The following is a 21,150-nucleotide window of genomic DNA, read 5'->3' as shown; positions in this document are numbered from 1 at the left end:
CCGCCAGCGGTGCCTCACCGCCGCCGGCCGCGGCCGGCTCGGAAGTGCCGTCCCCGCTCGTCGCCGCCCCGTCGGCGGCCGCGGGCTCCTCGGGGCGCTGACGCTCCGAGACCGCCAGCCGTCCCGAGGACGCCGGCCCCTGCTGGTCGGCGGGGCGCGGCTCGTCCTGGGCCGAGGACGAGGCGGTCGACGTCGAGGTGTCCGGTGCGGCGAGCCGTCCGGGCGGCCCCGCGCGACGGGCCAGCACCCGGCGGCGGGCCCCCATGGCGACCAGCGCCAGCACGACGGCGGTGAGCACCGCCAGGCCCAGCACGACCGGCAGCGACAGCCCCGCCACGGTGACCCCCACCACGGTGAGCGGCGAACCGACGCCCGGGTGGGTCGCGACGCCGAGGCCGCCCGCCGCGGCCGGGCGCACCGCCAGGCCCGCGCCGGCGGCCGCACCGCCGAGCAGGACGAGCACCGCCCGGTTCACGGACCTCGCGACCACCCGACGTCCCCCCTCAGTCGGCGCGGCCATACCGCTCCTCAGCCACCCAGAAGAAGATGAGCCCGAACACGAAGACGACCACCGACCACACGGCGAAGTACGCCCAGTACATCGGGTTGTAGTCGGCGGTGGGCAGCAGCAGCCCGCGGGCGATGGAGAGCACCTCGTGCAGCGGGTGCCAGTCGTAGAGCGCGAGCACCGACGGGTAGTTCTGCAGGATCCGGTCCGGCTGGAAGAGCACCCCGGAGGTGTAGAACAGCACCCGGCTGACGAAGGGCAGCAGCTGGGTGAGGTCGCGGATGTGCACGGTGAGCCGGGCGCCGATCAGCGCGACCCCGGTGGTGAACAGCGCGTACAGGCACAGCAGCGGCACCAGCAGCAGCCACTCCCAGCTGGGCCAGGTGCCCCTGACGAGCAGGACCCCCACCATCACGCCCAGCGTGGGCACCAGGGTGAGGGCCTGCTCGATCACCACCGACAGCGGGAGCGTGAGCCGCGGGAACGCCAGCGACTGCACCAGCGCCCGGTTGCCGGTGATCGACTTGGCGCCGGAGTTCATCGAGCTGGTGAAGAACTGGAACAGGAAGACCCCGATGACCACGAACTCGAGGAACTTCTCCGGCCGCCGGCCGCCCTGCAGCACCCCGAAGATGACGCCGTAGACCAGCGCGTTGAGGCTCGGCTGCAGCACCACCCAGAGCATGCCCAGGCGGTTCCGCTCGTTGTGCGAGCGGATCTTGAAGCGCGCCATGGCGATGGCGAAGTCACGTCGCTGCCACGTCTGCTTCAGGTAGGACCACAGCGGAGGCCTGGCCCCCACCCGGTGCAGCCCGCGGGCGGCAGCCATCTCGGCCAGGCTCATCGGTTCGCTGGTTCCCCGTCCGTGTGGTGTCGGGCCGGTCGGCCCGGATGGGGAGTCTAGACGATCAGGCCTGCGAAGCCGGTTCCAGCGTCAGCGACACGGAGTTGATGCAGTAGCGCAGGTCGGTCGGTGTGTCGTAGCCCTCACCGGAGAACACGTGCCCCAGGTGGGAGTCGCAGCGGGCGCAGCGCACCTCCGTGCGGCGCACGCCCATGCTGAGGTCCTCGACGTAGCGGACGCGCTCCTCGGCCAGCGGGGTGAAGAAGGAGGGCCAGCCGCAGTGGGACTCGAACTTGGTGTCGGAGCGGAACAGCTCCGCCGAGCAGGCGCGGCAGCGGTAGACGCCCTCGGTGGTGGTGTCGGTGTACTCGCCGGTGAAGGGACGCTCGGTGCCGGCCTCGCGGAGCACGTGGTACTCCTCGGGGCTCAGCTGGGCACGCCACTCGGCCTCGGACTTGATGACCCGGCCCACCTGGGCGGCGGGGTCGGCGGGCTGCTGCTGTGCGGTCACGCTGGTCTCCTCCTCACCGGTCGCCGGAGCTCCGGCGGCCGTCCTCGTCCTCTGCTCGAACACGCCTCCGGCGGCGCTCATTCCCCGTCCGGCTGCCAGGAGGCGACGATGTCGGCCAGCTCACGTCGCCGCCCGGTGAAGAAGGGGACCTCCTCGCGGGTGTGGCGCCGGGCCGCGGCCGCCCGCAGCGCCCGCATCAGGTCGACGATCCGGTGCAGCTCCTCGGCCTCGAAGGCCAGCAGCCACTCGTAGTCCCCCAGCGCGAAGGAGGACACGGTGTTGGCCAGCACGTCGGGGTACGGCCCCGCCATCCGGCCGTGCTCGGCCAGCATGCTGCGCCGCTCCTCGTCCGGCAGCAGGTACCACTCGTAGGAGCGGACGAACGGGTACACGCACAGCCAGCTCCCCGGCTCGTAGCCGGAGAGGAAGGCGGGCACGTGGCCGCGGTTGAACTCCGCGGGCCGGTGCAGCCCCATCTGCGACCACACCGGCGTCAGCGTGGCCCCGAGCGCGCTGCCCCGCAGGGCGCGGTAGGCCTCCTGCAGGGTCTCCGGCGAGGGCGCGTGCCACCACACCATCAGGTCGGCCTCGGCGCGCAGCCCGGCCAGGTCGTACCAGCCGCGGACGACCAGGTCGCCCCCCTCGGTCGCACGCGCCACCGCGGCCAGCGCGGCCGCGGCGTCCCCACCCGACGACCGCTCCCGGCGGAACACCGAGTACATGACGTAGCGGATGCTGCTGTTGATCTCCTCGGCCTGGCCGATCGGCACCGACACCGGTTGGGTCTCCTCGTCTGCTTGTTCGTGCTCGTCTGCTTGTTCGTGCTCGTGCTGCTTGTTCGTGCACGTCTGCCCGCCGTGCTGGGCGCCCGGCTCAGCGGGCCCGGGGCGATTGCACCACGGCCGCGGCGGTGGCGAGCACCCGGTCCGCGGCGGCGAGCCCCGACTCCAGGCAGGGCCCGACGCCCACCCCACGGTAGGCGGCGCCGCACAGCTCCAGCCCCGGCAGCCCCGCCACGGCGCGCTCGACCTGCTCCACCCGGTCCAGGTGCCCGACCTCGTACTGCGGCAGCCCGCCACCCCAGCGCTGCACCAGCGCCCCGTGCAGCCTCAGCCCGCCCCAGCCCGGCAGCGTGGCCAGCTCGGCCAGCGCGGCGGCCACCAGCTCCTGGTCCGGGCGCTGCAGCAGGTGCTCCTCACCGAGGCGGCCGAGGCTGACCCGGACGAGGTGGTGCCCGCTCCCCCACTCCTCGGCGGTGCGCCGGCCCAGCCAGTCCCACTTCCGGCCGGCGTGGGTGACCGCCTTCACCGTGGGCAGCTCGCCGGGCGGCACCAGCAGCCCGGACCCCTCCGGCTCGACCCCGGAGACGTGCAGCGCCAGCACCGCGGGCGAGGCGTAGCGGACAGCCGCCAGCAGCGGCTCGACGGCGGTGCCGGCCAGCAGCCGTGACGCCGGCGCGGCGGGGGTCGCCACCACCACGGCGTCCACCCGGTGCCGTCCGCGGCCACCGTCGGCACCGGCGGTCTCGACGACCCAGCCGTCCGGGCCCTGCTGCAGGCCCCGCACGGTGGTCGAGAGCCGCAGCCGGTCGCCGAGCTCGGCGGCGAAGGCCTCGACGACCTGGTGCACCCCGCCCACCACACCGGTGAAGGGCGACCCGCCCGGCGTCGCCGGCAGGCTGGCGGCCGCGCCCTCCAGCAGCGACCCGCCGGCGCGCACCAGCTCCCACAGCCGCGGGTTCACCGCCGCCGTGGAGAGCTCGCGGGAGCGTCCGGCGTACACCCCGCCCAGCAGCGGCTCCAGCAGCCGGGTGGTCACCTCGGGCCCGAACCGCTCGGCCACCAGCTCGCCGACGGCGAGGTCGGTGTCGCGCGGCGGTGCGGGCAGGCCGGGCTCGGCGGCGGCCCGCCGCCAGCCGTCCTCGCTGAGCAGCGGACGCAGCGACTCCAGGTCGGCCGGCACCCCGAGCAGCGACCGGGGCACGGCGACGGGCCGGCCTTCGACCAGGATCGCCGGCGCGGCCCGCGTGGGCGTCACCAGCGCCGGACCCAGCCCGAGCTCCTGCAGCAGCTCGGCCACCCGGGGCCGTCCGCGCAGCAGCACCGACTCGGCGCCGGTGTCGAGGTCGACCCCGTCGAGCCGGGCGCCGCGGACCTTGCCGCCGCAGCGGTCGGCCTGCTCGAGGACGGCGACCTCGGCACCGGCCCGCAGCAGCCGGTGCGCCGCGGCCAGCCCGGAGACGCCGGCACCGACGACGGCGACCCGCATCCCCACCGCCGCGGCACCCGCCGCCGGGGCGGTCACGACACCGACACGGCCGGCACGCCGCCGGCGGAGCGCAGCGACCTGCCCTCGGCGTGCACCAGCTCCACGACCCGCGCCAGCGTGTCGGGGTCGGCGGTCGGCGGCACGCCGTGACCGAGGTTGAACACGTGACCGGGGACGCGCCCGCCGGCGCGCAGCACCTCACGGACGCGCTCGGCCAGCACCGGCCAGGGAGCGCCCAGCAGCGCCGGGTCGAGGTTGCCCTGCACCACGACGGGGCCGACGTCCTCCCGGGCGGCGCGGACGCGTCCGGCGGCCACGTCGAGCGGGATCCGCCAGTCGACGCCGATGACGTCGGCGCCGGCCTCCACCATGGACACCAGCAGCTCACCGGTGCCCACCCCGAAGTGGATCCTGGGCACGCCGAGGTCGGCGATGCCACCCAGCACGGCCGCCGAGTACGGCATCACCGAGGCGCGGTAGTCGGCCACGGACAGGCTGCCGGCCCAGGAGTCGAACAGCTGCGCGGCCCGGGCGCCGGCCTCGACCTGGGTGCGCAGGAAGGCCGTCGTGATGCGGGCCAGCCGCTCCATCAGCTCCTGCCACAGCCGGGGCGCCCCGACCATCATGGCCTTGGTGCGGGCGTAGTCCTTGCTGGGGCCGCCCTCGACCAGGTAGCTGGCCAGCGTGAACGGGGCGCCGCAGAAGCCGATCAGCGGCACCGGACCCAGCTCGGCCACCAGCATCTGAACGGCGGCGGTGATGTGGTCCAGGTCGCCCTCGGCGACGTCGCGGAGCTGGGCCAGCCCCCGCTCGTCACGGATGGGCTCGGCGATCACCGGGCCGGTGCCGGGGACGATGTCGAGGTCCACCCCGATCGCCTTCAGCGGCACCATGATGTCGGAGTAGAAGATGGCGGCGTCGACGTCGTAGCGGCGCACCGGCTGCAGCGTGATCTCGGTGACCAGCTCGGGGCGGGCGCAGCTGTCGAGCATCGAGATGCCCTCGCGGACCCGCCGGTACTCCGGCAGCGAGCGCCCGGCCTGGCGCATGAACCAGACCGGGACCCGGTCCGGTTCTCGACCTGCTGCGGCCTGCAGCAGCGGTGCGGTCGGGTGGTCGGACTCGGGCGTGCCGGGTGCTTCACTCACCCGCCCACCCTAGTGCCGGCGCGGCGAGCGGCGGTCCCGGCGAGTCGCCGTCGATCGCCGTCCGGCCCGGACTAGGTTGAGCGGGTGGCGGCACGCAGCGAATCCACACCCCCGGCCCTGTTCACGCGGGCCACCTCGGAGCTGATGGGCGCCCGCTGGCGGCCCGAGCTGCAGGTGGAGGAGATGCCGGCCCCGCAGCGCATCGCCCCCTTCTCCTCCGCGATCAGCGCCGACGTGGTGGTGCAGGGCCACGACGTGGGCACCGGACGGCTGGTGCTGCTGCACGACCCGGCCGGCAACCCCGCCTGGCAGGGAACCTTCCGGCTGGTCAGCTACGCCCGGGCCCAGGTCGACCGCGAGATGGTCAGCGACCCGCTGCTGGCCGAGGTGGGCTGGTCCTGGCTGGTCGACGCCCTCGCCGACCACGGCGCGGAGTACGTCGAGCCCAGCGGCACCGTCACCGCGGTCTCCAGCCACTCCTTCGGGGCGATGGGCGGCGACCCGCCCCGCGCCGAGGTCGAGATCCGCGCCTCCTGGACGCCCGTGCTCACCGACGACCAGCGTCTCGGCGCCCACTGCGCCGCGTGGGGCGACCTGCTGTGCACCGTGGCCGGGCTGCCCTCCCTGCCCGAGGGCGTGGTGATGATGCCGATGCGCCGTCCGGGCGCCGGACCGACGCGTTGATGAGCTCGCAGCCGCAGCAGCCCACGCCCCCGGAGGACCTGGCCGGGGCCGACGACGTGGCCGGGGTCGACGACGTGGCCGGGGTCGAGGACGTGGCCGAGGACCTGGACCCGGCCGAGCCGGTCGAGCTGCCGGTGCTCGCCGCCCCGGCCGAGGGCGTCCCCCCGGTGGTGGCCGACGAGCGGGCGCTGGCCGAGACGGTGGCGGCGCTGGCCGCCGGCACCGGACCGGTCGCGGTCGACGCCGAGCGCGCCCAGGGCTACCGCTACGGCTCCCAGGCCTACCTCATCCAGCTCCGCCGGGCCGGGTCGGGGACGCACCTGGTGGACCCACGGGCCTTCGCCGACGCCGACGGCGCGGTGGACCTGTCCGCCCTGGCCGTCCCGATCCAGGACGCGGAGTGGGTGATCCACGCCGCCTCCCAGGACCTGCCCTGCCTGGCCGAGGTGGGGATGCGACCCACCCGCCTCTTCGACACCGAGCTCGCCGGACGGCTGCTGAACCGTGCCCGGGTGGGACTCGGCCCGATGATCGAGGAGGAGTTCGGGCTGCGGCTGCTCAAGGAGCACTCGGCGGCCGACTGGTCCACCCGTCCGGTGCCCGAGGACTGGCTCAGCTACGCCGCCCTCGACGTGGAGCTGCTGGTCGAGCTGCGCGACCGGCTGGCCGAGGACCTGGTCGCGGCCGGCAAGGACGGCTGGGCCCGGGAGGAGTTCGACGCCCTGGCCGCCGACGCCGGCACCCCGCGGGCGCCCCGCGTCGACCCGTGGCGGCGGACGTCGGGCATCCACGCCGTCCGCACCCCCGCCGGGCTGGCCGTGGTGCGCGAGCTGTGGACGGCCCGCGACGAGCTGGCCCGCCGGCTGGACCGCGCGCCCGGACGGATCCTCCCCGACGCCGCGATCACCGAGCTGGCCACCCGCCCCGAGCCGGGCGAGGACGACCTGCGCCGGATCGCCGGCTTCAAGCGCCGCACCGCCCAGCGCTACCGCAGCACCTGGGTGGCCGCGCTGGAGCGGGCCGGCTCGCTGACGCGGGCCCAGCTGCCGCCGATGCACCTGCCCAGCGACTCCCCGCCCCCGCCGCGCACCTGGTCCGGTCGCGACCCGCTGGCCGCCGCACGCTGGGACCGGGTCCGCCCGGCGGTGGTGGAGCTCGCCGCCGCCCACGACCTGCCGGTGGAGAACCTGCTCAGCCCCGAGCTGCTGCGCCGCGTCACCTGGCGCCCGCCCTCGCCGCCCACGGCCGCGGCCGTCGACGCGGTGCTGGCCGGGCTGGGTGCCCGGGCCTGGCAGCGCGCCCTGGTGGTGCCGGTGGTGACGCCGCTGCTGGACGACGCCCTCAGCCCGCCGGAGGTGCACGCCCAGGCGGCCGTCGTCGCCGGCCAGCCGCGACGGCGCACGCGGCCACGACGGGGCTGACGGCCCTGGCCGGGCGATGTTACCCGTGAGTAATATGTCGCCATGCCTCGTGAATCCCGAGAAGTCGTCTTCGTCGACGGCGTCCGCACCCCGTTCGGCAAGACCGGTTCGATGTACGCCGAGACCCGCGCCGACGACCTCGTGGTCAACTGCGTCCGCGAGCTGCTGCGCCGCCACCCCGAGGTGCCCGCCGAGCGCGTCGACGAGGTGGCGATCGCGGCCACCACGCAGACCGGCGACCAGGGTCTGACCATCGGGCGCACCACCGCGCTGCTGTCCGGGCTGCCCACCTCGGTGCCGGGCTTCGCCATCGACCGGATGTGCGCGGGGGCGATGACCGCGGTCACCACCACCGCCTCGGGGATCGCCTTCGGCGCCTACGACGTCGTCGTGGCCGGCGGGGTCGAGCACATGGGCCACCACCCGATGGGCTCCGGGGTCGACCCGAACCCCCGGTTCATGGCCGAGAAGCTGGTCGACCCGGAGGCGCTGGTGATGGGCTCCACCGCCGAGAACCTGCACGACCGCTTCCCCCACATCAGCAAGGAGCGCTGCGACGCCTTCGCCGCGCTCAGCCAGCAGCGGGTGCAGCAGGCCTACGCCGACGGCGTCATCCAGGAGGCGCTGGTGCCGGTGGCCACCCGCTCCACCGAGCACGGCTACGGGCTGGCCACCGCCGACGAGCCGCCGCGGCCGGGCACCACGGTCGAGGCGCTGGCCCAGCTGCGCACCCCGTTCCGGCCCCACGGCCGGGTCACCGCGGGCAACGCCGCCGGGCTCAACGACGGCGCCACCGCCTGCCTGCTGGCCGAGGCCGGCACGGCCGAGGAGCTCGGGCTGCCGGTGGCCATGCGGCTGGTCGGCTACGCCTTCGCCGGCGTCGACCCCGAGGTGATGGGCGTCGGACCCGTGCCCGCCACCGAGAAGGCGCTGGCCCGCGCCGGGCTGACCATCGACGACATCGGGGCGTTCGAGATCAACGAGGCCTTCGCCGTCCAGGTGCTGGCCTTCCTCGACCACTTCGGCATCGCCGACGACGACCCGCGGGTCAACCCCTACGGCGGCGCGATCGCCCTCGGCCACCCGCTGGCCAGCTCGGGGGTGCGGCTGATGATCCACCTGGCGCGCGCCTTCCGCGACCGCCCCGACGTCCGCTACGGCATCACCACCATGTGCATCGGGCTCGGCATGGGCGGCACCGTGATCTGGGAGAACCCGCACTTCGACGCCGACACCCCCGCCGCCGACGCCAGCGACGACACCGCCACCGAAGGAGCCGCACAGTGACGTCCTACCTCTCCGACGCCGAGCTCGAGGAGCTCATCGACCGGGCCGCCGGGCTGGCCGGCGAGGACGAGGTGGTGACGCGGGCGCTCAGCCGCGACGTCCGGCTGCCGCACGGCGCCGGCACCGCGGTGCTGATCACCCTCGACAACGGCCTGGACCACACCCGTCCCAACACGCTCGGCCCGCGCAGCCTCGGAGAGCTCAACCGGGCCCTCGACGCCGCGCTGGCCCGCGACGACGTGGCCGCGGTGGCCATCACCGGCAAGCCGTTCATCCTCGCCGCCGGCGCCGACCTCAGCCAGGTCTCCAAGCTGACCAGCCCCGAGCACGCCACCGCGATCGCGCGGATCGGGCACGGGGTCTACGCCAAGCTGGCCGACGCCCGGGTGCCCACCTTCTGCTTCGTCAACGGCCTGGCCCTCGGCGGCGGGCTGGAGATCGCGCTCAGCTGCTCCTACCGCACGGTCAGCGCGAGCGCCGCCGCGGTCGCGCTGCCCGAGGTCTTCCTCGGCCTCGTCCCCGGGTGGGGCGGCGCCTGGCTGCTGCCCAACCTGGTGGGCCCCGAGACGGCCGTCACCGTGGTGGTGGAGAACCCGCTGAACCAGAACCGCATGCTCAAGGGCCACCAGCTGCAGGGCATGGGGCTGGCCGACGCCACCTTCGAGGCCGCCGACTTCCTGGAGCGGTCCCTGGACTGGGCGGCACGGGTGGTCCGTGGCGAGGTGGTCGTGGAGCGTCCCGAGCACGACCGGGGCGAGGCGTGGGACGCCGCGGTGGCCCGCGGCCGGGCGCTCGCCGACGCCAAGGTCCACGGCACCGCGCCGGCTCCCTACGCCGCCCTGGAGCTCATCGACGCCGCCCGCCGCCGCACCCGTGACGAGGGCTTCGCCGCCGAGGACGAGGCGCTCACCCGGCTCATCATGTCCGAGGAGCTGCGCGCCGGGCTGTACGCCTTCGACCTGGTGCAGAAGCGGGCGAAGCGCCCGGCCGGGGCCCCGGACCGCAAGCTGGCCCGTCCGGTCACCGCCGTCGGGGTGGTGGGTGCCGGGCTGATGGCCTCCCAGCTGGCGCTGCTGCTCGTCCGCAAGCTCCAGGTGCCGGTGGTCATGTCGGACCTGGACGCCGAGCGGGCCCGGAAGGGCGTCGCCTCGGTGCACGCCGAGCTGGAGAAGCTCCACGCCCGCGGCCGGCTCTCGGCCGACCGGCTCAACCGGTACAAGGCGCTCGTCCGGCCGACCACCGACCACGCCGACTTCGCCGACTGCTCCTTCGTGATCGAGGCGGTCTTCGAGGAGATCGGCGTGAAGAAGCAGGTCTTCGCCGAGCTGGAGCAGCACGTCGGTCCCGAGACCGTGCTGGCTACCAACACCTCCTCGCTGTCGGTCAGCGAGATGGCCGCGGACCTGCAGCACCCCGGGCGGGTGGTGGGCTTCCACTTCTTCAACCCCGTGGCCGTGCTGCCGCTGCTGGAGGTCGTCAAGGGCGAGCGCACCGACGACCCGACGCTGGCCACCGCCTTCGCCGTGGCCAAGGAGCTGGGCAAGAACGCGGTGCTGGTCCGCGACACCCGCGGGTTCGTGGTCAACCGGGTGCTGATCCGGCTGATGGGCGAGATCACCCGGGCCATGGACGAGGGCACCCCGCCGGAGGTGGCCGACCGGGCCGCCGACCCGCTGGGGCTGCCGATGTCGCCCTTCGTGCTGCTGCAGCTCGTCGGTCCCGCCGTCGCCCTGCACGTGGCCGAGGTGCTGCACGCCGAGTTCGGCGACCGGTTCCACGTCTCGCAGAGCGTCCGCAACCTGGTCGATGCAGGCCGTCCCGGCCTGTACGACTGGGGTCCGGACGGCAAGCCGTACGTCTCGGACGAGACCCGGGCGCTGCTGGTGACCGGCGACCGCCCCAGCACCGCCGAGCAGCTGCGGGAGCGGGTGGAGACCGCGCTGGCCGAGGAGATCGGGCTGATGCTCGCCGAGGGCGTGGTGGCCGCTCCGATGGACGTCGACCTGTGCCTGGTCCTGGGGGCCGGCTGGCCCTTCCACGACGGCGGCATCACCCCCTACCTGGACCGCAACGGGGTCTCCGAGCGGGTCAACGGCCGCCGTTTCCTGCCGCCGGGGGTCGCCTCGCTGCCGCGGTGACGCCTCGAGCGGGTTCCTACGGGTATTAGGTTCTCGCCTACTGGTGTTAGGCTGCGGACGTGCCCAGGTCCTCCCTCAACCGGTCGGTGGTGGTCCGCCGCGCCGCCGAGCTCGCCGACACCCACGGCCTCGAGTCGGTCACCCTCGCGGCGGTCGCCCGGTCCTTCGGCGTGCAGACCCCGAGCCTGTACTCCCACGTCCGCGACCTGGCCGCGCTGCGGGACCAGGTCACGGTGCTGGCCCTGGACGAGCTCGCCACCCGCGCCGGCGAGGCCGTGGCCGGGCGCTCGCGCCACGACGCGCTGCGCGGGTTCGCCGCGGCCCACCGCAGCTACCTCGCCGACCACCCCGGACGCTGGGAGGCGTTGCAGCGCCGGGCCGGACCCGAGGCGGTGGCGGCCCCGGCGGCGCGCCGGGTCGTGCAGGTCACCGACGCCGTCCTGCTCGGCTACGGCATCACCGGCCCCGATCGGACGCACGCCACCCGGGTCCTCGGCGGCGCGCTCAACGGGTTCCTCAACCTGGAGCGGATCGGCAGCTTCGCCCACAGCAGCCCGCCGGCCGAGCAGTCCTGGCAGGAGCTCGTCGACGCCCTGCACCTCGTCCTCACCCACTGGCACCAGCGCGGGACGTCCCGCGGAGAGGAGACCCCGTGATCACCACACCGCTCAGCCCGGAGCTCGTGCACGGCGCCGCCGAGCTCGAGTCGACCCGTCGCGGGCTGCGCCCCCACCGGCTCCCGCGGCCCGTCCGCGAGCGCGACGCCGACCCCCAGCTGGCGCTGATGGAGGCCCAGCCGTCCGGGGTGCGGGTCGCGGTGGTCACCACCGCCCGCACCATCGCTCTGGAGCTCCACGCGACCCGCGTCGGCTATCGCGGCGTGGCGCGGCCGCGGGGCGCGGTGGACGTGGTGGTCGACGGCGAGCTCCACCTCTCGCAGCCGCTCAGCCAGGGCGACCTGCTCGAGCGCGACCTGCAGACCGGTGCCGGCACCTCCGTCCCCGGGGGGCCGGACACCGTCACGGTCGCGGACCTGGCGCCGGGCGAGAAGAGGATCGAGCTGTGGCTGCCGCACAACGAGCAGGTCGAGCTGCTCGCGCTGCGCTCGGACGCCCCGCTGCGGCCGGCGCCCCGGACCGGTCCGGTGTGGCTGCACCACGGCAGCTCGATCAGCCACGGCTCCAACGCCACCAGTCCCACCCGCACCTGGCCGGCGGTCGCGGCCCGCCGCGCCGGGGTGCAGCTGCACAACCTCGGCTTCGGCGGCAGCGCGCTGGTCGACCCGTTCATGGCCCGGGTCCTGCGCGACACCCCGGCGGACCTCATCAGCGTCAAGCTCGGCATCAACGTGGTCAACCTCGACGGCATGCGGCTGCGCACGTTCGTCCCCGCCGTCCACGGCTTCCTCGACACCATCCGCGACGGCCACCCCACGACGCCGCTCCTGCTCGTCTCACCGCTGTGGTGCGGGATCCACGAGGACACCCCCGGGCCGGGCGCCTTCGACCCGGCCAGCCTCGGCACCGGTGCGGTGCGGTTCGTGGCCACCGGCACGCCGGGCGACACCGCGCTGGGCCGGCTCACGCTGCGGGTGGTCCGCGAGGCCCTGCGCGAGGTCGTCGAGCGCCGTTCCGACGACCCGCAGCTGCACCACCTGGACGGCCGCGCGCTCTACGGCGAGGCGGACGCGGAGCAGCACCCGCTGCCCGACGCCCTGCACCCCGACACGGCCACCCACGCCCTGGTCGGTGAGCGCTTCGCCGACCTCGCCCTCGGCCCCGCAGGGGTGCTCGCCGCCGCCGGGAGCCGGACCCCCGGTCCCGCGATGAGTTCGGCGCCCGGTCCTCGTCACACCTGGTGAACCGACCGGGAGCCGCCTGGTCGGCGCCCGGGAGGAGGACGACATGACGAGGTTGGTCTGCGACATCAGCGTCTCGCTGGACGGCTACGTGGCCGGAGCGAGCCGCACCGCCGAGGCCCCGCTGGGCGCCGGCGGCGACCGGCTGCACGGGGGGATGGCCAGCGCGGAGGGTCAGGACCTGCTGGCCGGCACGGGAGCCGGGCTGGGCGCGGTGATCGCCGGACGCCGCACCTACGACGACTCGGTCCGCTGGTGGGGCGCGGACGGTCCCAGCGGCCCGGCGCGGCGCCCGACGTTCGTCGTGACCCACGCCGCCCCGGAGGACGCCCCCGCGGACGCGGTGTACCAGTTCGTCACCGGCGGCATCACGGACGCCCTGCAGCGCGCCCGGGCCGCCGCCGGGGAGGACACCGTCTGCGTGATGGGCGGCGCCAGCCTGATCCAGCAGTTCCTCGCCACCGGTCTGGTCGAGGAGCTCTCGCTGCACGTGGTGCCCGTGCTGCTCGGGGACGGCCTGCGGCTGTTCGAGGGCCCGGCCAGCCAGCAGCGGGAGCTGGTTCCGCTGACGACCACCGCCACCCCCACCGCCCTGCATGTCCGGTACGCGCTCACCGGCCCGCGGTGACGTCGAGCCCCCACCGCCGGGACGGCTCGGCCCGCGTCGCCCGTGCTGCCCCGCGTCGCCCCCGTGCTGCCCCGCGTCGCCCGTGCTGCTGCCCGGGCAGCCCTGGCAGCAGGGTCAGTGCAGCCGTCCGCGGACCCTCAGCAGCACGAACCACAGGGCCCCGGCGAGGGCCACGGCGCCGGTGAGCTGGACGGCGAGCGCCAGGCTGCCCACCAGCGTGCCGACGCTGATCATGGCCGGCCCGGCCACCTGACCGATCTGCACCAGCCCGGTCCACCAGCCCAGGAACCGGGCCCGGCCACCGGCCGGCGAGAGGTCCGCGCCCAGGGTCTTGACGATGCCCGCGCCCAGGCCGTTGCCGATCCCGATCAGGGTGGCCCCCACCAGGTACCCCGGCGTCCCGAGCAGCGGCATCACGGCGAAGCCGACCGCCATCAGGACCAGGCAGGGCACGACCACGACGACCCGGCCGTGGCGGTCCATCAGCGCCCCGGCGGGCACGAACATCACCAGCTCCACGGCCGACACCCCGGCGAAGACCAGGGCGATCAGCTCGGGGTCGAGCTGCAGCTCGGTGCCCCACAGCGGCAGCACGACGTCGCGGTTGCCCCGGGCCAGCGCCAGCGCCAGCACCCCGACCAGCACCAGGGCGACCATCCGCACGTCGACCCGGTCGACGACCCCCACGGCGGCGGTGCCGGCCCGCGGCACCGGTGCGCGGGGCAGGTCGGGGACACGGCCGACCACCGCCGCGGCGAGCACCACCGCCGCCAGCTGCACCCAGAACCCGCCGGCCACCGAGGTCAGCGCGATGGCGGCCGACCCCACCACGGGCCCGACGAGGCGACCCGCGCGCTGCACCCCGCCGAAGGTGCTCATCGCCCGCGCCCGCACCGACGGCGGTACCGCCTCGGCGACCATGGTCTGGCGGGCCAGCCCGAAGAAGACCTCGGCCAGCGACAGCAGCACCACCGACGCGGCGAACAGCCCGCCCGACGCCGGCGCCGCGGGACCCCGGCCGAGGGCCACCAGCGCGCCGGCGAGGGCCAGCACCGCGACGGCGGCCGCAGCCAGCATGCTGCGCCGCTCCCCCACCCGCTGGACCACCAGCCCGGCCGGTCCGGACCCCAGCACCGCGGCCAGCGCCAGCGACGAGACCAGCGCCGCCGCGGCGGGCTGGGCGTACCCCAGGGACAGCGCCGCGACCAGCACGACCGGCGTGCTGGCCCCGGTCCCGAGGCTGAAGAGGAAGGTCGGCACGAAGGCGGGCCAGAGCAGCCGTCGCATCACCTGCCGGCTCTCGCTCGTCTGCGTCCCAGTCATCTTGACGTCAAGATATCTCGCGCGCATAGGCTCGCCGCATGCGACGTCGTGCGGTGGACTGGACCCGGGTGCTGGACGCCGACCCGCGTCCGCGCGAGCCGGTCGACGTCGAGGCCGTCACCGAGGAGCTGGTCCGCACCGTCGCCGCCACGCCGCGGTGGACGGTGCTGAGCGGGGCCGGGCTGAGCACCGAGTCCGGCATCCCCGACTACCGCGGTCCCTCGGGGGTGCGTCGCTCCTCGGACCCGATGACCTTCTCGGAGTTCTCCGGCTCCGCCGACGGCCGCCGCCGCTACTGGGCCCGCAGCCACCTGGGCTGGCGGCTGATCGGCGACGCCCGGCCGAACGCCGGTCACCGCGCCGTGGCCGCGCTGCAGCGGTGCGGGCGGGTGGGCGGAGTGGTCACGCAGAACGTGGACCGGCTGCACCAGGCGGCCGGCAGCACCGACGTCATCGACCTGCACGGCACCCTCGACCGGGTGGTCTGCCTCGACTGCTCCACCCGCAGCCCCCGCAGCGAGCTGGAGGTCCGGCTGGCGGAGGCGAACCCCGACTTCGAGCAGCTCGCCGCCGAGGTGCGGCAGGTCAACCCCGACGGCGACGTCGAGCTGGACGACTCCTGGGTGGCGGGGTTCCGGGTGGTGCCCTGCCTGGTCTGCGGCGGGGACCGCCTGAAGCCGGACGTCGTCTTCTTCGGCGAGAGCGTCCCCAAGGAGCGGGTGGCGCGGGCCTTCGCCGAGCTGGACCGCACCCGAGCGCTGCTGGTGCTCGGCTCCTCGCTGTCGGTGATGTCGGGGTACCGCTTCGTGCGGCACGCCTCCCGGCACGGCTACCCGGTGGTCGTGGTGAACCAGGGCGCCACCCGGGGCGACGCCGAGGCCGACCTGCTGGCCTGGCTGCCGCTCGGCGAGGCGCTGACCACGCTGGCCGAGCGGCTCGGCTGACGGCTCAGCCCTGCAGCACCAGCCAGGTCCGGCCGGGCCTGAGCAGGATCGGCTCGCCGTCCTCGTCGGTGAAGGTCATCGGCTCGTCGACGTCCTCGCGCTCCCAGGTGCCGGTGACCGTGCGGCCCTCCCGGCTGATGCTGACCTCGCCCGACCCGGTGGTGTCGGAGACGATGGACTGGCTGGACGTGGTGTCGTCGTCGCGGCGGTTCTGCACCGACAGCACCACCACGTTGTCGGTGAGCACCTTCTCGCCGGAGTCCGCGTCCTCGTAGGGGTCGCCGTTGACGGCGGGCTGGTACCGCTTGCCGTCGCGGGCGAAGGTGAACCGGTCACCGCCGACCCGGACGTCCAGGTCGCCGGACTCCTGCGCCGACTCCCAGGCCCCCTCGCGCGGCCCGAAGCGCCAGCCGATGTCCTGCGCCTCGCCGACCTCCTTGCTCTCGGCGATCGCGGCGAGGTCGACGACCACGTTGTGCGGGGCGGGCCGGCTGGGGTCGCGGGAGTCCCGCTCGACGGCCACCAGGTGGTCCGAGCCGCGGACGTTGTCCTGCACCTTGCGGTTCGCCCCGCTGTAGACCAGCCCCGGCCGGCCGAACAGCGGCAGCAGCTCCACGTCGGTGTTCCGGGCGCTGCGCACGGGCCCGACGCGGTCGGGGAAGCGGGTGTGGAACACACCGATCAGCCGCGTCAGCCCGGCCTCGACCTCCTCGGCGACCACGATGTCGGCCTCACCCAGGCCGACCTGCGGGCGGGCGGGCGCGAGGTTGTCGATCTTCACCGCGAACACCTCGTTGTCGCTGACCTCGCCGCCGGTCAGCGGGTCGACCGGGTCCGGCGTCGGCGTCGGCGTCGGCGTGGGGGTCGGCGACGGCGTCGGGCTCGGGGCGGCGGAGCTGGGGGCGGCGGGCGGCGGCACGGCCGCCTCGCCGTCCCGGCCCAGCAGCACCGCACCCGCCACCACGGCGGCCGCCACCACCGCGGCGCCGGCGCCCAGAGCCACCTTGCGCGTCCTGTCCAGCTGCATGTCGCCTCTTCGTCCTCCGGGCTCGGGCCAGCGGCGCCGCCCGCCGGCGACGCCGTGCTCATCCAAGAGGGTCGCCGCAGCGCTGTCCACCCGCCGGGCCGGACCGGCCCGGAGGCCGGTCAGCTGGCGGGGTTGACCTCGATGCCCTCCGGCTCCACCACGCCGTCGCGGCCGGCCACGGCCTCCACCGCGACCCGGGCGATGGCATGCGGCGTCAGCCCGATCTGCTCCAGCAGCTCCGGTCGGCTGGCGTGGGGCAGGAACTCCTGCGGGATGCCGTGCACCTGGACGGGGGTGGGGACCCCGGCGGCGGCGAGCTCCAGCAGCAGCCGCGCCCCGAGACCGCCGACCACGCCGTTGTCCTCGATGCTCACCACGAGCTCGTGCTCGGCGGCCAGCGAGACCAGCGAGGGACGCACCGGCAGCGCCCACAGCGGGTCGACCACGGTGGAGCCGATCCCCTGCTGGCCGAGCCGGGCGGCGACCTCGAGGGCCGTGCCGGCCATCTGCCCGTAGCCGACCACCAGCACCCGGGGCTCGGGGTCGGCGTGCAGCACGTCCAGGCCGTCGCGGCTGGTGATGGCCTCGATGTCGTCGGGGACCTTCTCCTTGGAGAAGCGGATGACCGTCGGCGCGTCGTCCACGGTGACGGCGTGCGCCAGCGCCTCGCGGAGCCGGCGGCCGTCACGCGGCGCGGCGAGCTGCAGCCCCGGGACGACCCCGCAGATCGAGAGGTCCCACATGCCGTTGTGGCTGGCCCCGTCGGAGCCGGTGACCCCGGAGCGGTCGAGCACCACCGTGACGCCCTGGCGGTGCAGCGCGACGTCCATCAGCAGCTGGTCGAAGGCGCGGTTGAGGAAGGTGGAGTACACCGCCACCACCGGGTGCAGCCCGGCGCTGGCGAGCCCGGCCGCCGAGGTCAGCGCGTGCTGCTCGGCGATGCCGACGTCGAAGGCCCGGGCCGGGTAGCGGGCGGCGAACTTGTTCAGCCCCGTCGGGTGCAGCATCGCGGCCGTGATCGCCACCAGGTCCTCGTGCTCGGCGCCGAGCTCGACCATGGCCTCGGCGAACACGTTCGTCCAGGTGTGCGGGACGACCGAGGACAGCGGCTCGCCGGTGTGGGCGTCGATCTGGCCGACGGCGTGGAAGCGGTCCTCCTCGTGGCGCTCGGCCGCCTGGAACCCCTTGCCCTTCACGGTCAGGCAGTGCACCAGCACGGGCCCGCCGAAGCGCTTGGCCTGGCGCAGCGCCCGCTCGACGGCCTCCAGGTCGTGGCCGTCGATGGGGCCGACGTACTTCAGCCCCAGGTCGGAGAACATGCCCTGCGGCGCGAGCACGTCCTTGAGGCCCATCTTGATGCCGTGCAGCAGCTCGTAGGCCGGCCGCCCCACCAGCGGGGTGGAGCTGACGCTGCGGCGGATCAGCTCCAGCACCTGCTCGTAGCGGCGGTCGGTGCGCAGCGCGGCCAGCTGGTTGGCGATGCCGCCGACGGTGGGGGTGTAGGAGCGTCCGTTGTCGTTGACCACCACGACCACCGGCAGCTCGGGCTGGAACGCGATGTTGTTCAGGGCCTCCCAGGCCATCCCGCCGGTCAGCGCACCGTCGCCGACCACGGCCACCACCGTGCCGTCCTCGCCCCGCAGCGCCTTGGCCTTGGCCAGCCCGTCGGCCCAGGACAGCGCCGTGGACGCGTGGGAGTTCTCCACCCAGTCGTGCTCGGACTCCTCGCGGCTCGGGTAGCCCGACAGCCCGCCGGACTGGCGCAGCTGCTCGAACCCGGCCCGACGTCCGGTGAGCAGCTTGTGGACGTAGGACTGGTGCCCGGTGTCGAAGACGATCGGGTCGGTCGGCGAGTCGAAGACGCGGTGCAGCGCGATGGTCAGCTCGACCACCCCCAGGTTCGGGCCCAGGTGCCCGCCGGTGCGGCTGACGCTGGTGACCAGGAACTCCCGGATCTCCTCCGCCAGCTCCGTCAGCTGCGCGGTGCTGAGGGAGCGCAGGTCTGCGGGCTGGGTGATCCGGTCCAGGTGCGGCATGGCGTCGAGTCTAGGCGTCGACCGGCACCGGTCCCGGCAGCCTGCGGTCGGAGGTCGCACTTGCTCCGGTGCGACCGCGGGGGCAGGCTAGGTATCGAACACGCGTTCGAAGGAGGAGGGATGGGGACCGTCTACGTGCCACCGGGCTGGCCCGACCGGGTGCACCCGCCGGGAGCACCGGGCTGGGAGCAGACCGCCACGGAGTTCCTGCTCGACTGCTGCCCCGCGGACTACCGCGGCTACGCCGTGCTGCGACGCCACCCGGTGGTGCTGGCCGGGTTCGCCGCCGCCTACGTCGAGGGGCAGCTGACCGCCAGCCGCACCGGGCTGGCCCAGGTCCGGGTGCGGCTGGCCGACCACGTCAGCCCGGAGGTGGTGGAGGCCGCAGCTGCCGCCTGGCACCAGGAGACGGCACGGCTGACCCGCACCCGACGGGCCGTCGCGCTGGTCGAGGAGTCGCTGCGCGGCCGGGTGTTCGTGCCCAGGCTCTGAGCCGGCGCCGGTCGTCCGCGCCGGCTCAGGACGTCCTGGACCCGACCCCGGGGCCCCGCGGCGCGGTCTCGCGGATCCCGGCGTCCTCGCGGAACAGCGCCAGGAAGAACACGGCGACCAGGACGGCGAGGACGGCCGGCACCAGCCAGACGGTGGTCCAGCGGTGGCCGTCGGCGGTGGCGAACGCGTCCACCACAGGCCCCGAGATCAGCGAGCCGATCAGCAGGCCGACGCCGTAGGTGGCCATCGAGATCAGCCCCTGGGCGGAGCTGTGGACGTGGGCGGGGGCGAACTTGTCGGTGTAGATCTGGCCGGCGACGAAGAAGAAGTCGTAGCAGATGCCGTGGAGCACCAGGCCGACCAGGATCATCCAGAACAGCGAGCCGGTGTCGCCGAAGCCGAACAGCACGTAGCGCAGCCCCCAGGCGAGCATGCCGATGAGCAGCGTCTTCTTGAACCCGAGCCGGCTCAGCAGGAACGGCATGGCCAGCAGGAACAGCGCCTCCGACATCTGGCCCAGCGACTGGTAGGCCGCCGCCCCCCGCACCCCGATCTCGTTGAGGTACAGGTTGGTGAAGTTGTAGTAGAAGGCCAGCGGGATGCAGATCAGCACCGAGGAGACGAAGAAGACCAGGTAGGAGCGGCTCTTCAGCAGGCCGAGCGCGTCCAGCCCCAGCAGCTGCCCCACCGAGCCCTGCCGGCCGCGGCCGCGCGGCGGGGTGTCGGGCATGAAGAAGGCCAGCACCCCCAGCAGCGCGGAGCCGGCCGCCGCCATCACGAAGGTGAGCTCGAGGCGTCCGCCCTGCTCCCAGCCCAACCAGCCGATGATCAGCCCGGCGACGATCCAGCCCAGGGTGCCGAACACGCGGATCGCGGGGAACTGCTTCTCGGGGTCGCGGAGCTGGTTGAACGAGATCGAGTTGGCCAGCGCCAGCGTCGGCATGAACAGCACCATGTAGACCAGCGCCGCGACGAAGAACGGGCCGAAGGCGTCCGCACGCCCGGCCAGGAACATCATCACCGCCGCCACCAGGTGCAGCACCCCGAACACCTTCTGGGCGGGGAAGAAGCGGTCGGCCACCAGGCCGACGACCAGCGGGGCGATGATGGCCCCGAGCGACTGGGTCAGGAAGGCGAGGCTGATCTGGCTGCCGCTGGCGCCGAGCTCACCGGCCAGGTAGGTGCCGAGGGTGACGAACCAGGCACCCCAGACGAAGAACTCCAGGAACATCAGGGCCGACAGCTTGGTGCGCAGCACCGGCGTGAGGCCGGCCGGTCGGCTCTGGGTGGGCTCGGACATGTGACCTCCTGCAGGATCTGCCTCGACGGTGGGGCTGAGCGCTGCGGAGACGATACGGCCGGGTACGCGGCGTGCGCAGCAGCCACACCGGTCAGGGAGCGACGGCGGACTCATCGCCCCGGTCCGCGGAGGAACACCGACCGGCCCACCGTCGACGGACGTCGCGTGGTTACGCTGCGGACGTGGACCAGACCGGCGACGTCTTCTGCCAGATCGTCTCGGGCGACCTCGAGGCGGCGGTGGTGACCCGCACCGACGAGCTCGTCGCCTTCCTCGACCACCGCCCGGTGTTCAAGGGCCACGTGCTGATCGCCCCGGTGGAGCACGTCGACACCATGCTCGAGCTGCCGCCGACGCTGATGGCGCCGCTGCTGACCCTGGCCCAGCGGGTGGCGCGGGCCCAGCAGCAGGTGCTCGGCGCGCAGGGCAGCTTCGTGGCGATGAACAACGTGGTGAGCCAGTCGGTGCCCCACCTGCACCTGCACGTGGTCCCCCGCCGCCGCGGCGACGGCCTGCGCGGCTTCTTCTGGCCCCGCACCCGCTACGGCGACGGCGAGGCCCGCCAGCTCGCCGACGACCTCGCCGCCGCCCTCCCCTGACCTGCCCACGCGTCCGGCACAACGTTTGAGGATCCCCGGGAGAAAACCCGCCCGACCGACGGCATCAGACCCCCGTCACCCCGCCGCACGGCCGTCCGCCGCTTCCCCCTCCCCGGTCGAGCGAGATTCCTCCC

20 protein-coding genes are annotated in these 21,150 nt (G+C 74.6%); 10 read left to right on the top strand and 10 right to left on the bottom strand.

Features of this window, described 5'->3' with window-relative positions:
- From GC722_RS17680 to hemE, 6 genes are all read right to left on the bottom strand, one after another.
- A partial coding sequence (locus GC722_RS17680; protein ID WP_231747546.1) for a hypothetical protein occupies positions 1-520 on the bottom strand: 520 nt, incomplete at its 3' end.
- On the bottom strand, positions 504-1,352 hold the full coding sequence (locus GC722_RS06915) for an ABC transporter permease (RefSeq protein ID WP_156609295.1): 849 nt from the start codon (positions 1,350-1,352) through the stop codon (positions 504-506). The genes GC722_RS17680 and GC722_RS06915, both read right to left, overlap by 17 nt.
- Positions 1,353-1,416: 64 nt before the next feature.
- Positions 1,417-1,824 (bottom strand): peptide-methionine (R)-S-oxide reductase MsrB, encoded by a 408-nt coding sequence (gene msrB, locus GC722_RS06910; protein ID WP_408609305.1) that lies wholly within the window; start codon positions 1,822-1,824, stop codon positions 1,417-1,419.
- A 116-nt stretch (positions 1,825-1,940) separates the two neighbouring features.
- A complete protein-coding gene (hemQ, locus tag GC722_RS06905; protein ID WP_331714477.1) occupies positions 1,941-2,639 on the bottom strand; it encodes a hydrogen peroxide-dependent heme synthase in 699 nt (232 codons plus the stop codon).
- A gap of 97 nt (positions 2,640-2,736) precedes the next feature.
- Positions 2,737-4,167 carry a protoporphyrinogen oxidase gene (gene hemG / locus GC722_RS06900; RefSeq protein ID WP_197429877.1) on the bottom strand — a complete coding sequence of 477 codons (1,431 nt, stop codon included), beginning with the start codon at positions 4,165-4,167 and terminating at the stop codon, positions 2,737-2,739.
- Positions 4,164-5,279, bottom strand: a complete 1,116-nt coding sequence (gene hemE, locus GC722_RS06895; protein ID WP_331714476.1) for a uroporphyrinogen decarboxylase — start codon at positions 5,277-5,279, stop codon at positions 4,164-4,166. Before hemE ends, hemG begins: the two co-directional genes overlap by 4 nt.
- Positions 5,280-5,363: 84 nt before the next feature.
- Here hemE and GC722_RS06890 point away from each other — a divergent pair, with 84 nt between their 5' ends.
- Genes GC722_RS06890 through GC722_RS06860 form a run of 7 tightly spaced genes read left to right on the top strand, consistent with a single transcriptional unit; the run spans position 5,364 to position 13,295 of the window.
- On the top strand, positions 5,364-5,963 hold the full coding sequence (locus tag GC722_RS06890) for a DUF3000 domain-containing protein (RefSeq protein ID WP_331714475.1): 600 nt from the start codon (positions 5,364-5,366) through the stop codon (positions 5,961-5,963).
- A complete protein-coding gene (locus GC722_RS06885) occupies positions 5,963-7,384 on the top strand; it encodes an HRDC domain-containing protein (protein WP_156609293.1) in 1,422 nt (473 codons plus the stop codon). Before GC722_RS06890 ends, GC722_RS06885 begins: the two co-directional genes overlap by 1 nt.
- Before the next feature lie 42 nt (positions 7,385-7,426).
- Positions 7,427-8,671 carry a thiolase family protein gene (locus GC722_RS06880; protein ID WP_156609292.1) on the top strand — a complete coding sequence of 415 codons (1,245 nt, stop codon included), beginning with the start codon at positions 7,427-7,429 and terminating at the stop codon, positions 8,669-8,671.
- A complete protein-coding gene (locus GC722_RS06875) occupies positions 8,668-10,809 on the top strand; it encodes a 3-hydroxyacyl-CoA dehydrogenase NAD-binding domain-containing protein (protein WP_331714474.1) in 2,142 nt (713 codons plus the stop codon). The genes GC722_RS06880 and GC722_RS06875 overlap by 4 nt, the downstream gene beginning before the upstream one ends.
- Positions 10,810-10,868: 59 nt before the next feature.
- On the top strand, positions 10,869-11,465 hold the full coding sequence (locus GC722_RS19190; RefSeq protein WP_197429876.1) for a TetR/AcrR family transcriptional regulator: 597 nt from the start codon (positions 10,869-10,871) through the stop codon (positions 11,463-11,465).
- Complete coding sequence (locus GC722_RS06865) at positions 11,462-12,670, top strand: GDSL-type esterase/lipase family protein (protein WP_331714473.1); 1,209 nt, start codon at positions 11,462-11,464, stop codon at positions 12,668-12,670. Before GC722_RS19190 ends, GC722_RS06865 begins: the two co-directional genes overlap by 4 nt.
- Before the next feature lie 43 nt (positions 12,671-12,713).
- Positions 12,714-13,295: a dihydrofolate reductase family protein gene (locus tag GC722_RS06860; RefSeq protein ID WP_156609291.1), complete on the top strand. Its 582-nt coding sequence runs from the start codon at positions 12,714-12,716 to the stop codon at positions 13,293-13,295.
- A 114-nt stretch (positions 13,296-13,409) separates the two neighbouring features.
- Here the strand turns inward: GC722_RS06860 and GC722_RS06855 are convergent, their stop codons facing one another.
- Positions 13,410-14,618, bottom strand: a complete 1,209-nt coding sequence (locus GC722_RS06855) for an MFS transporter (protein ID WP_197429875.1) — start codon at positions 14,616-14,618, stop codon at positions 13,410-13,412.
- A gap of 38 nt (positions 14,619-14,656) precedes the next feature.
- Between GC722_RS06855 and GC722_RS06850 the strand changes: the two genes are divergently transcribed.
- Positions 14,657-15,562, top strand: coding sequence for an NAD-dependent protein deacetylase (locus GC722_RS06850; RefSeq protein WP_156609289.1), 906 nt, complete (start codon positions 14,657-14,659; stop codon positions 15,560-15,562).
- A gap of 4 nt (positions 15,563-15,566) precedes the next feature.
- Here GC722_RS06850 and GC722_RS06845 read toward each other — a convergent pair whose 3' ends face one another.
- Together GC722_RS06845 and dxs are read right to left on the bottom strand one after the other, a co-directional pair.
- Complete coding sequence (locus GC722_RS06845; protein ID WP_156609288.1) at positions 15,567-16,589, bottom strand: DUF3048 domain-containing protein; 1,023 nt, start codon at positions 16,587-16,589, stop codon at positions 15,567-15,569.
- Positions 16,590-16,708: 119 nt separating this feature from the next.
- Entirely contained in the window at positions 16,709-18,625 is a 1,917-nt protein-coding gene (gene dxs / locus GC722_RS06840) for a 1-deoxy-D-xylulose-5-phosphate synthase (RefSeq protein ID WP_156609287.1), read from the bottom strand.
- 120 nt (positions 18,626-18,745) lie between these two features.
- Between dxs and GC722_RS06835 the strand changes: the two genes are divergently transcribed.
- Positions 18,746-19,117: a hypothetical protein gene (locus GC722_RS06835; RefSeq protein WP_156609286.1), complete on the top strand. Its 372-nt coding sequence runs from the start codon at positions 18,746-18,748 to the stop codon at positions 19,115-19,117.
- Between the two features lie 25 nt (positions 19,118-19,142).
- Here the strand turns inward: GC722_RS06835 and GC722_RS06830 are convergent, their stop codons facing one another.
- Positions 19,143-20,417: a nucleoside permease gene (locus GC722_RS06830; protein ID WP_156609285.1), complete on the bottom strand. Its 1,275-nt coding sequence runs from the start codon at positions 20,415-20,417 to the stop codon at positions 19,143-19,145.
- Positions 20,418-20,599: 182 nt separating this feature from the next.
- On the opposite strand from GC722_RS06830, the gene GC722_RS06825 reads away from it, so the two are divergent.
- A complete protein-coding gene (locus GC722_RS06825; protein ID WP_331714472.1) occupies positions 20,600-21,016 on the top strand; it encodes an HIT family protein in 417 nt (138 codons plus the stop codon).
- Positions 21,017-21,150 lie beyond the last annotated feature (134 nt).

Source organism: Auraticoccus cholistanensis, assembly GCF_009742705.1.
Lineage (GTDB): Bacteria > Actinomycetota > Actinomycetes > Propionibacteriales > Propionibacteriaceae > Auraticoccus > Auraticoccus cholistanensis.
This window is presented reverse-complemented; position numbering and strand designations above follow the sequence as displayed.

What these genes read in the sequence shown, in the direction of transcription:
- GC722_RS06915 (WP_156609295.1), bottom strand. Translation starts at nt 1,352, where the DNA reads ATGAGCCTGGCCGAGATGGCTGCCGCCCGCGGGCTGCACCGGGTGGGG.
- GC722_RS06885 (WP_156609293.1), top strand. Translation starts at nt 5,963, where the DNA reads ATGAGCTCGCAGCCGCAGCAGCCCACGCCCCCGGAGGACCTGGCCGGG.
- GC722_RS06880 (WP_156609292.1), top strand. Translation starts at nt 7,427, where the DNA reads ATGCCTCGTGAATCCCGAGAAGTCGTCTTCGTCGACGGCGTCCGCACC.
- GC722_RS06860 (WP_156609291.1), top strand. Translation starts at nt 12,714, where the DNA reads ATGACGAGGTTGGTCTGCGACATCAGCGTCTCGCTGGACGGCTACGTG.
- GC722_RS06855 (WP_197429875.1), bottom strand. Translation starts at nt 14,618, where the DNA reads ATGACTGGGACGCAGACGAGCGAGAGCCGGCAGGTGATGCGACGGCTG.
- GC722_RS06850 (WP_156609289.1), top strand. Translation starts at nt 14,657, where the DNA reads ATGCGACGTCGTGCGGTGGACTGGACCCGGGTGCTGGACGCCGACCCG.
- GC722_RS06845 (WP_156609288.1), bottom strand. Translation starts at nt 16,589, where the DNA reads ATGCAGCTGGACAGGACGCGCAAGGTGGCTCTGGGCGCCGGCGCCGCG.
- dxs (WP_156609287.1), bottom strand. Translation starts at nt 18,625, where the DNA reads ATGCCGCACCTGGACCGGATCACCCAGCCCGCAGACCTGCGCTCCCTC.
- GC722_RS06835 (WP_156609286.1), top strand. Translation starts at nt 18,746, where the DNA reads ATGGGGACCGTCTACGTGCCACCGGGCTGGCCCGACCGGGTGCACCCG.
- GC722_RS06830 (WP_156609285.1), bottom strand. Translation starts at nt 20,417, where the DNA reads ATGTCCGAGCCCACCCAGAGCCGACCGGCCGGCCTCACGCCGGTGCTG.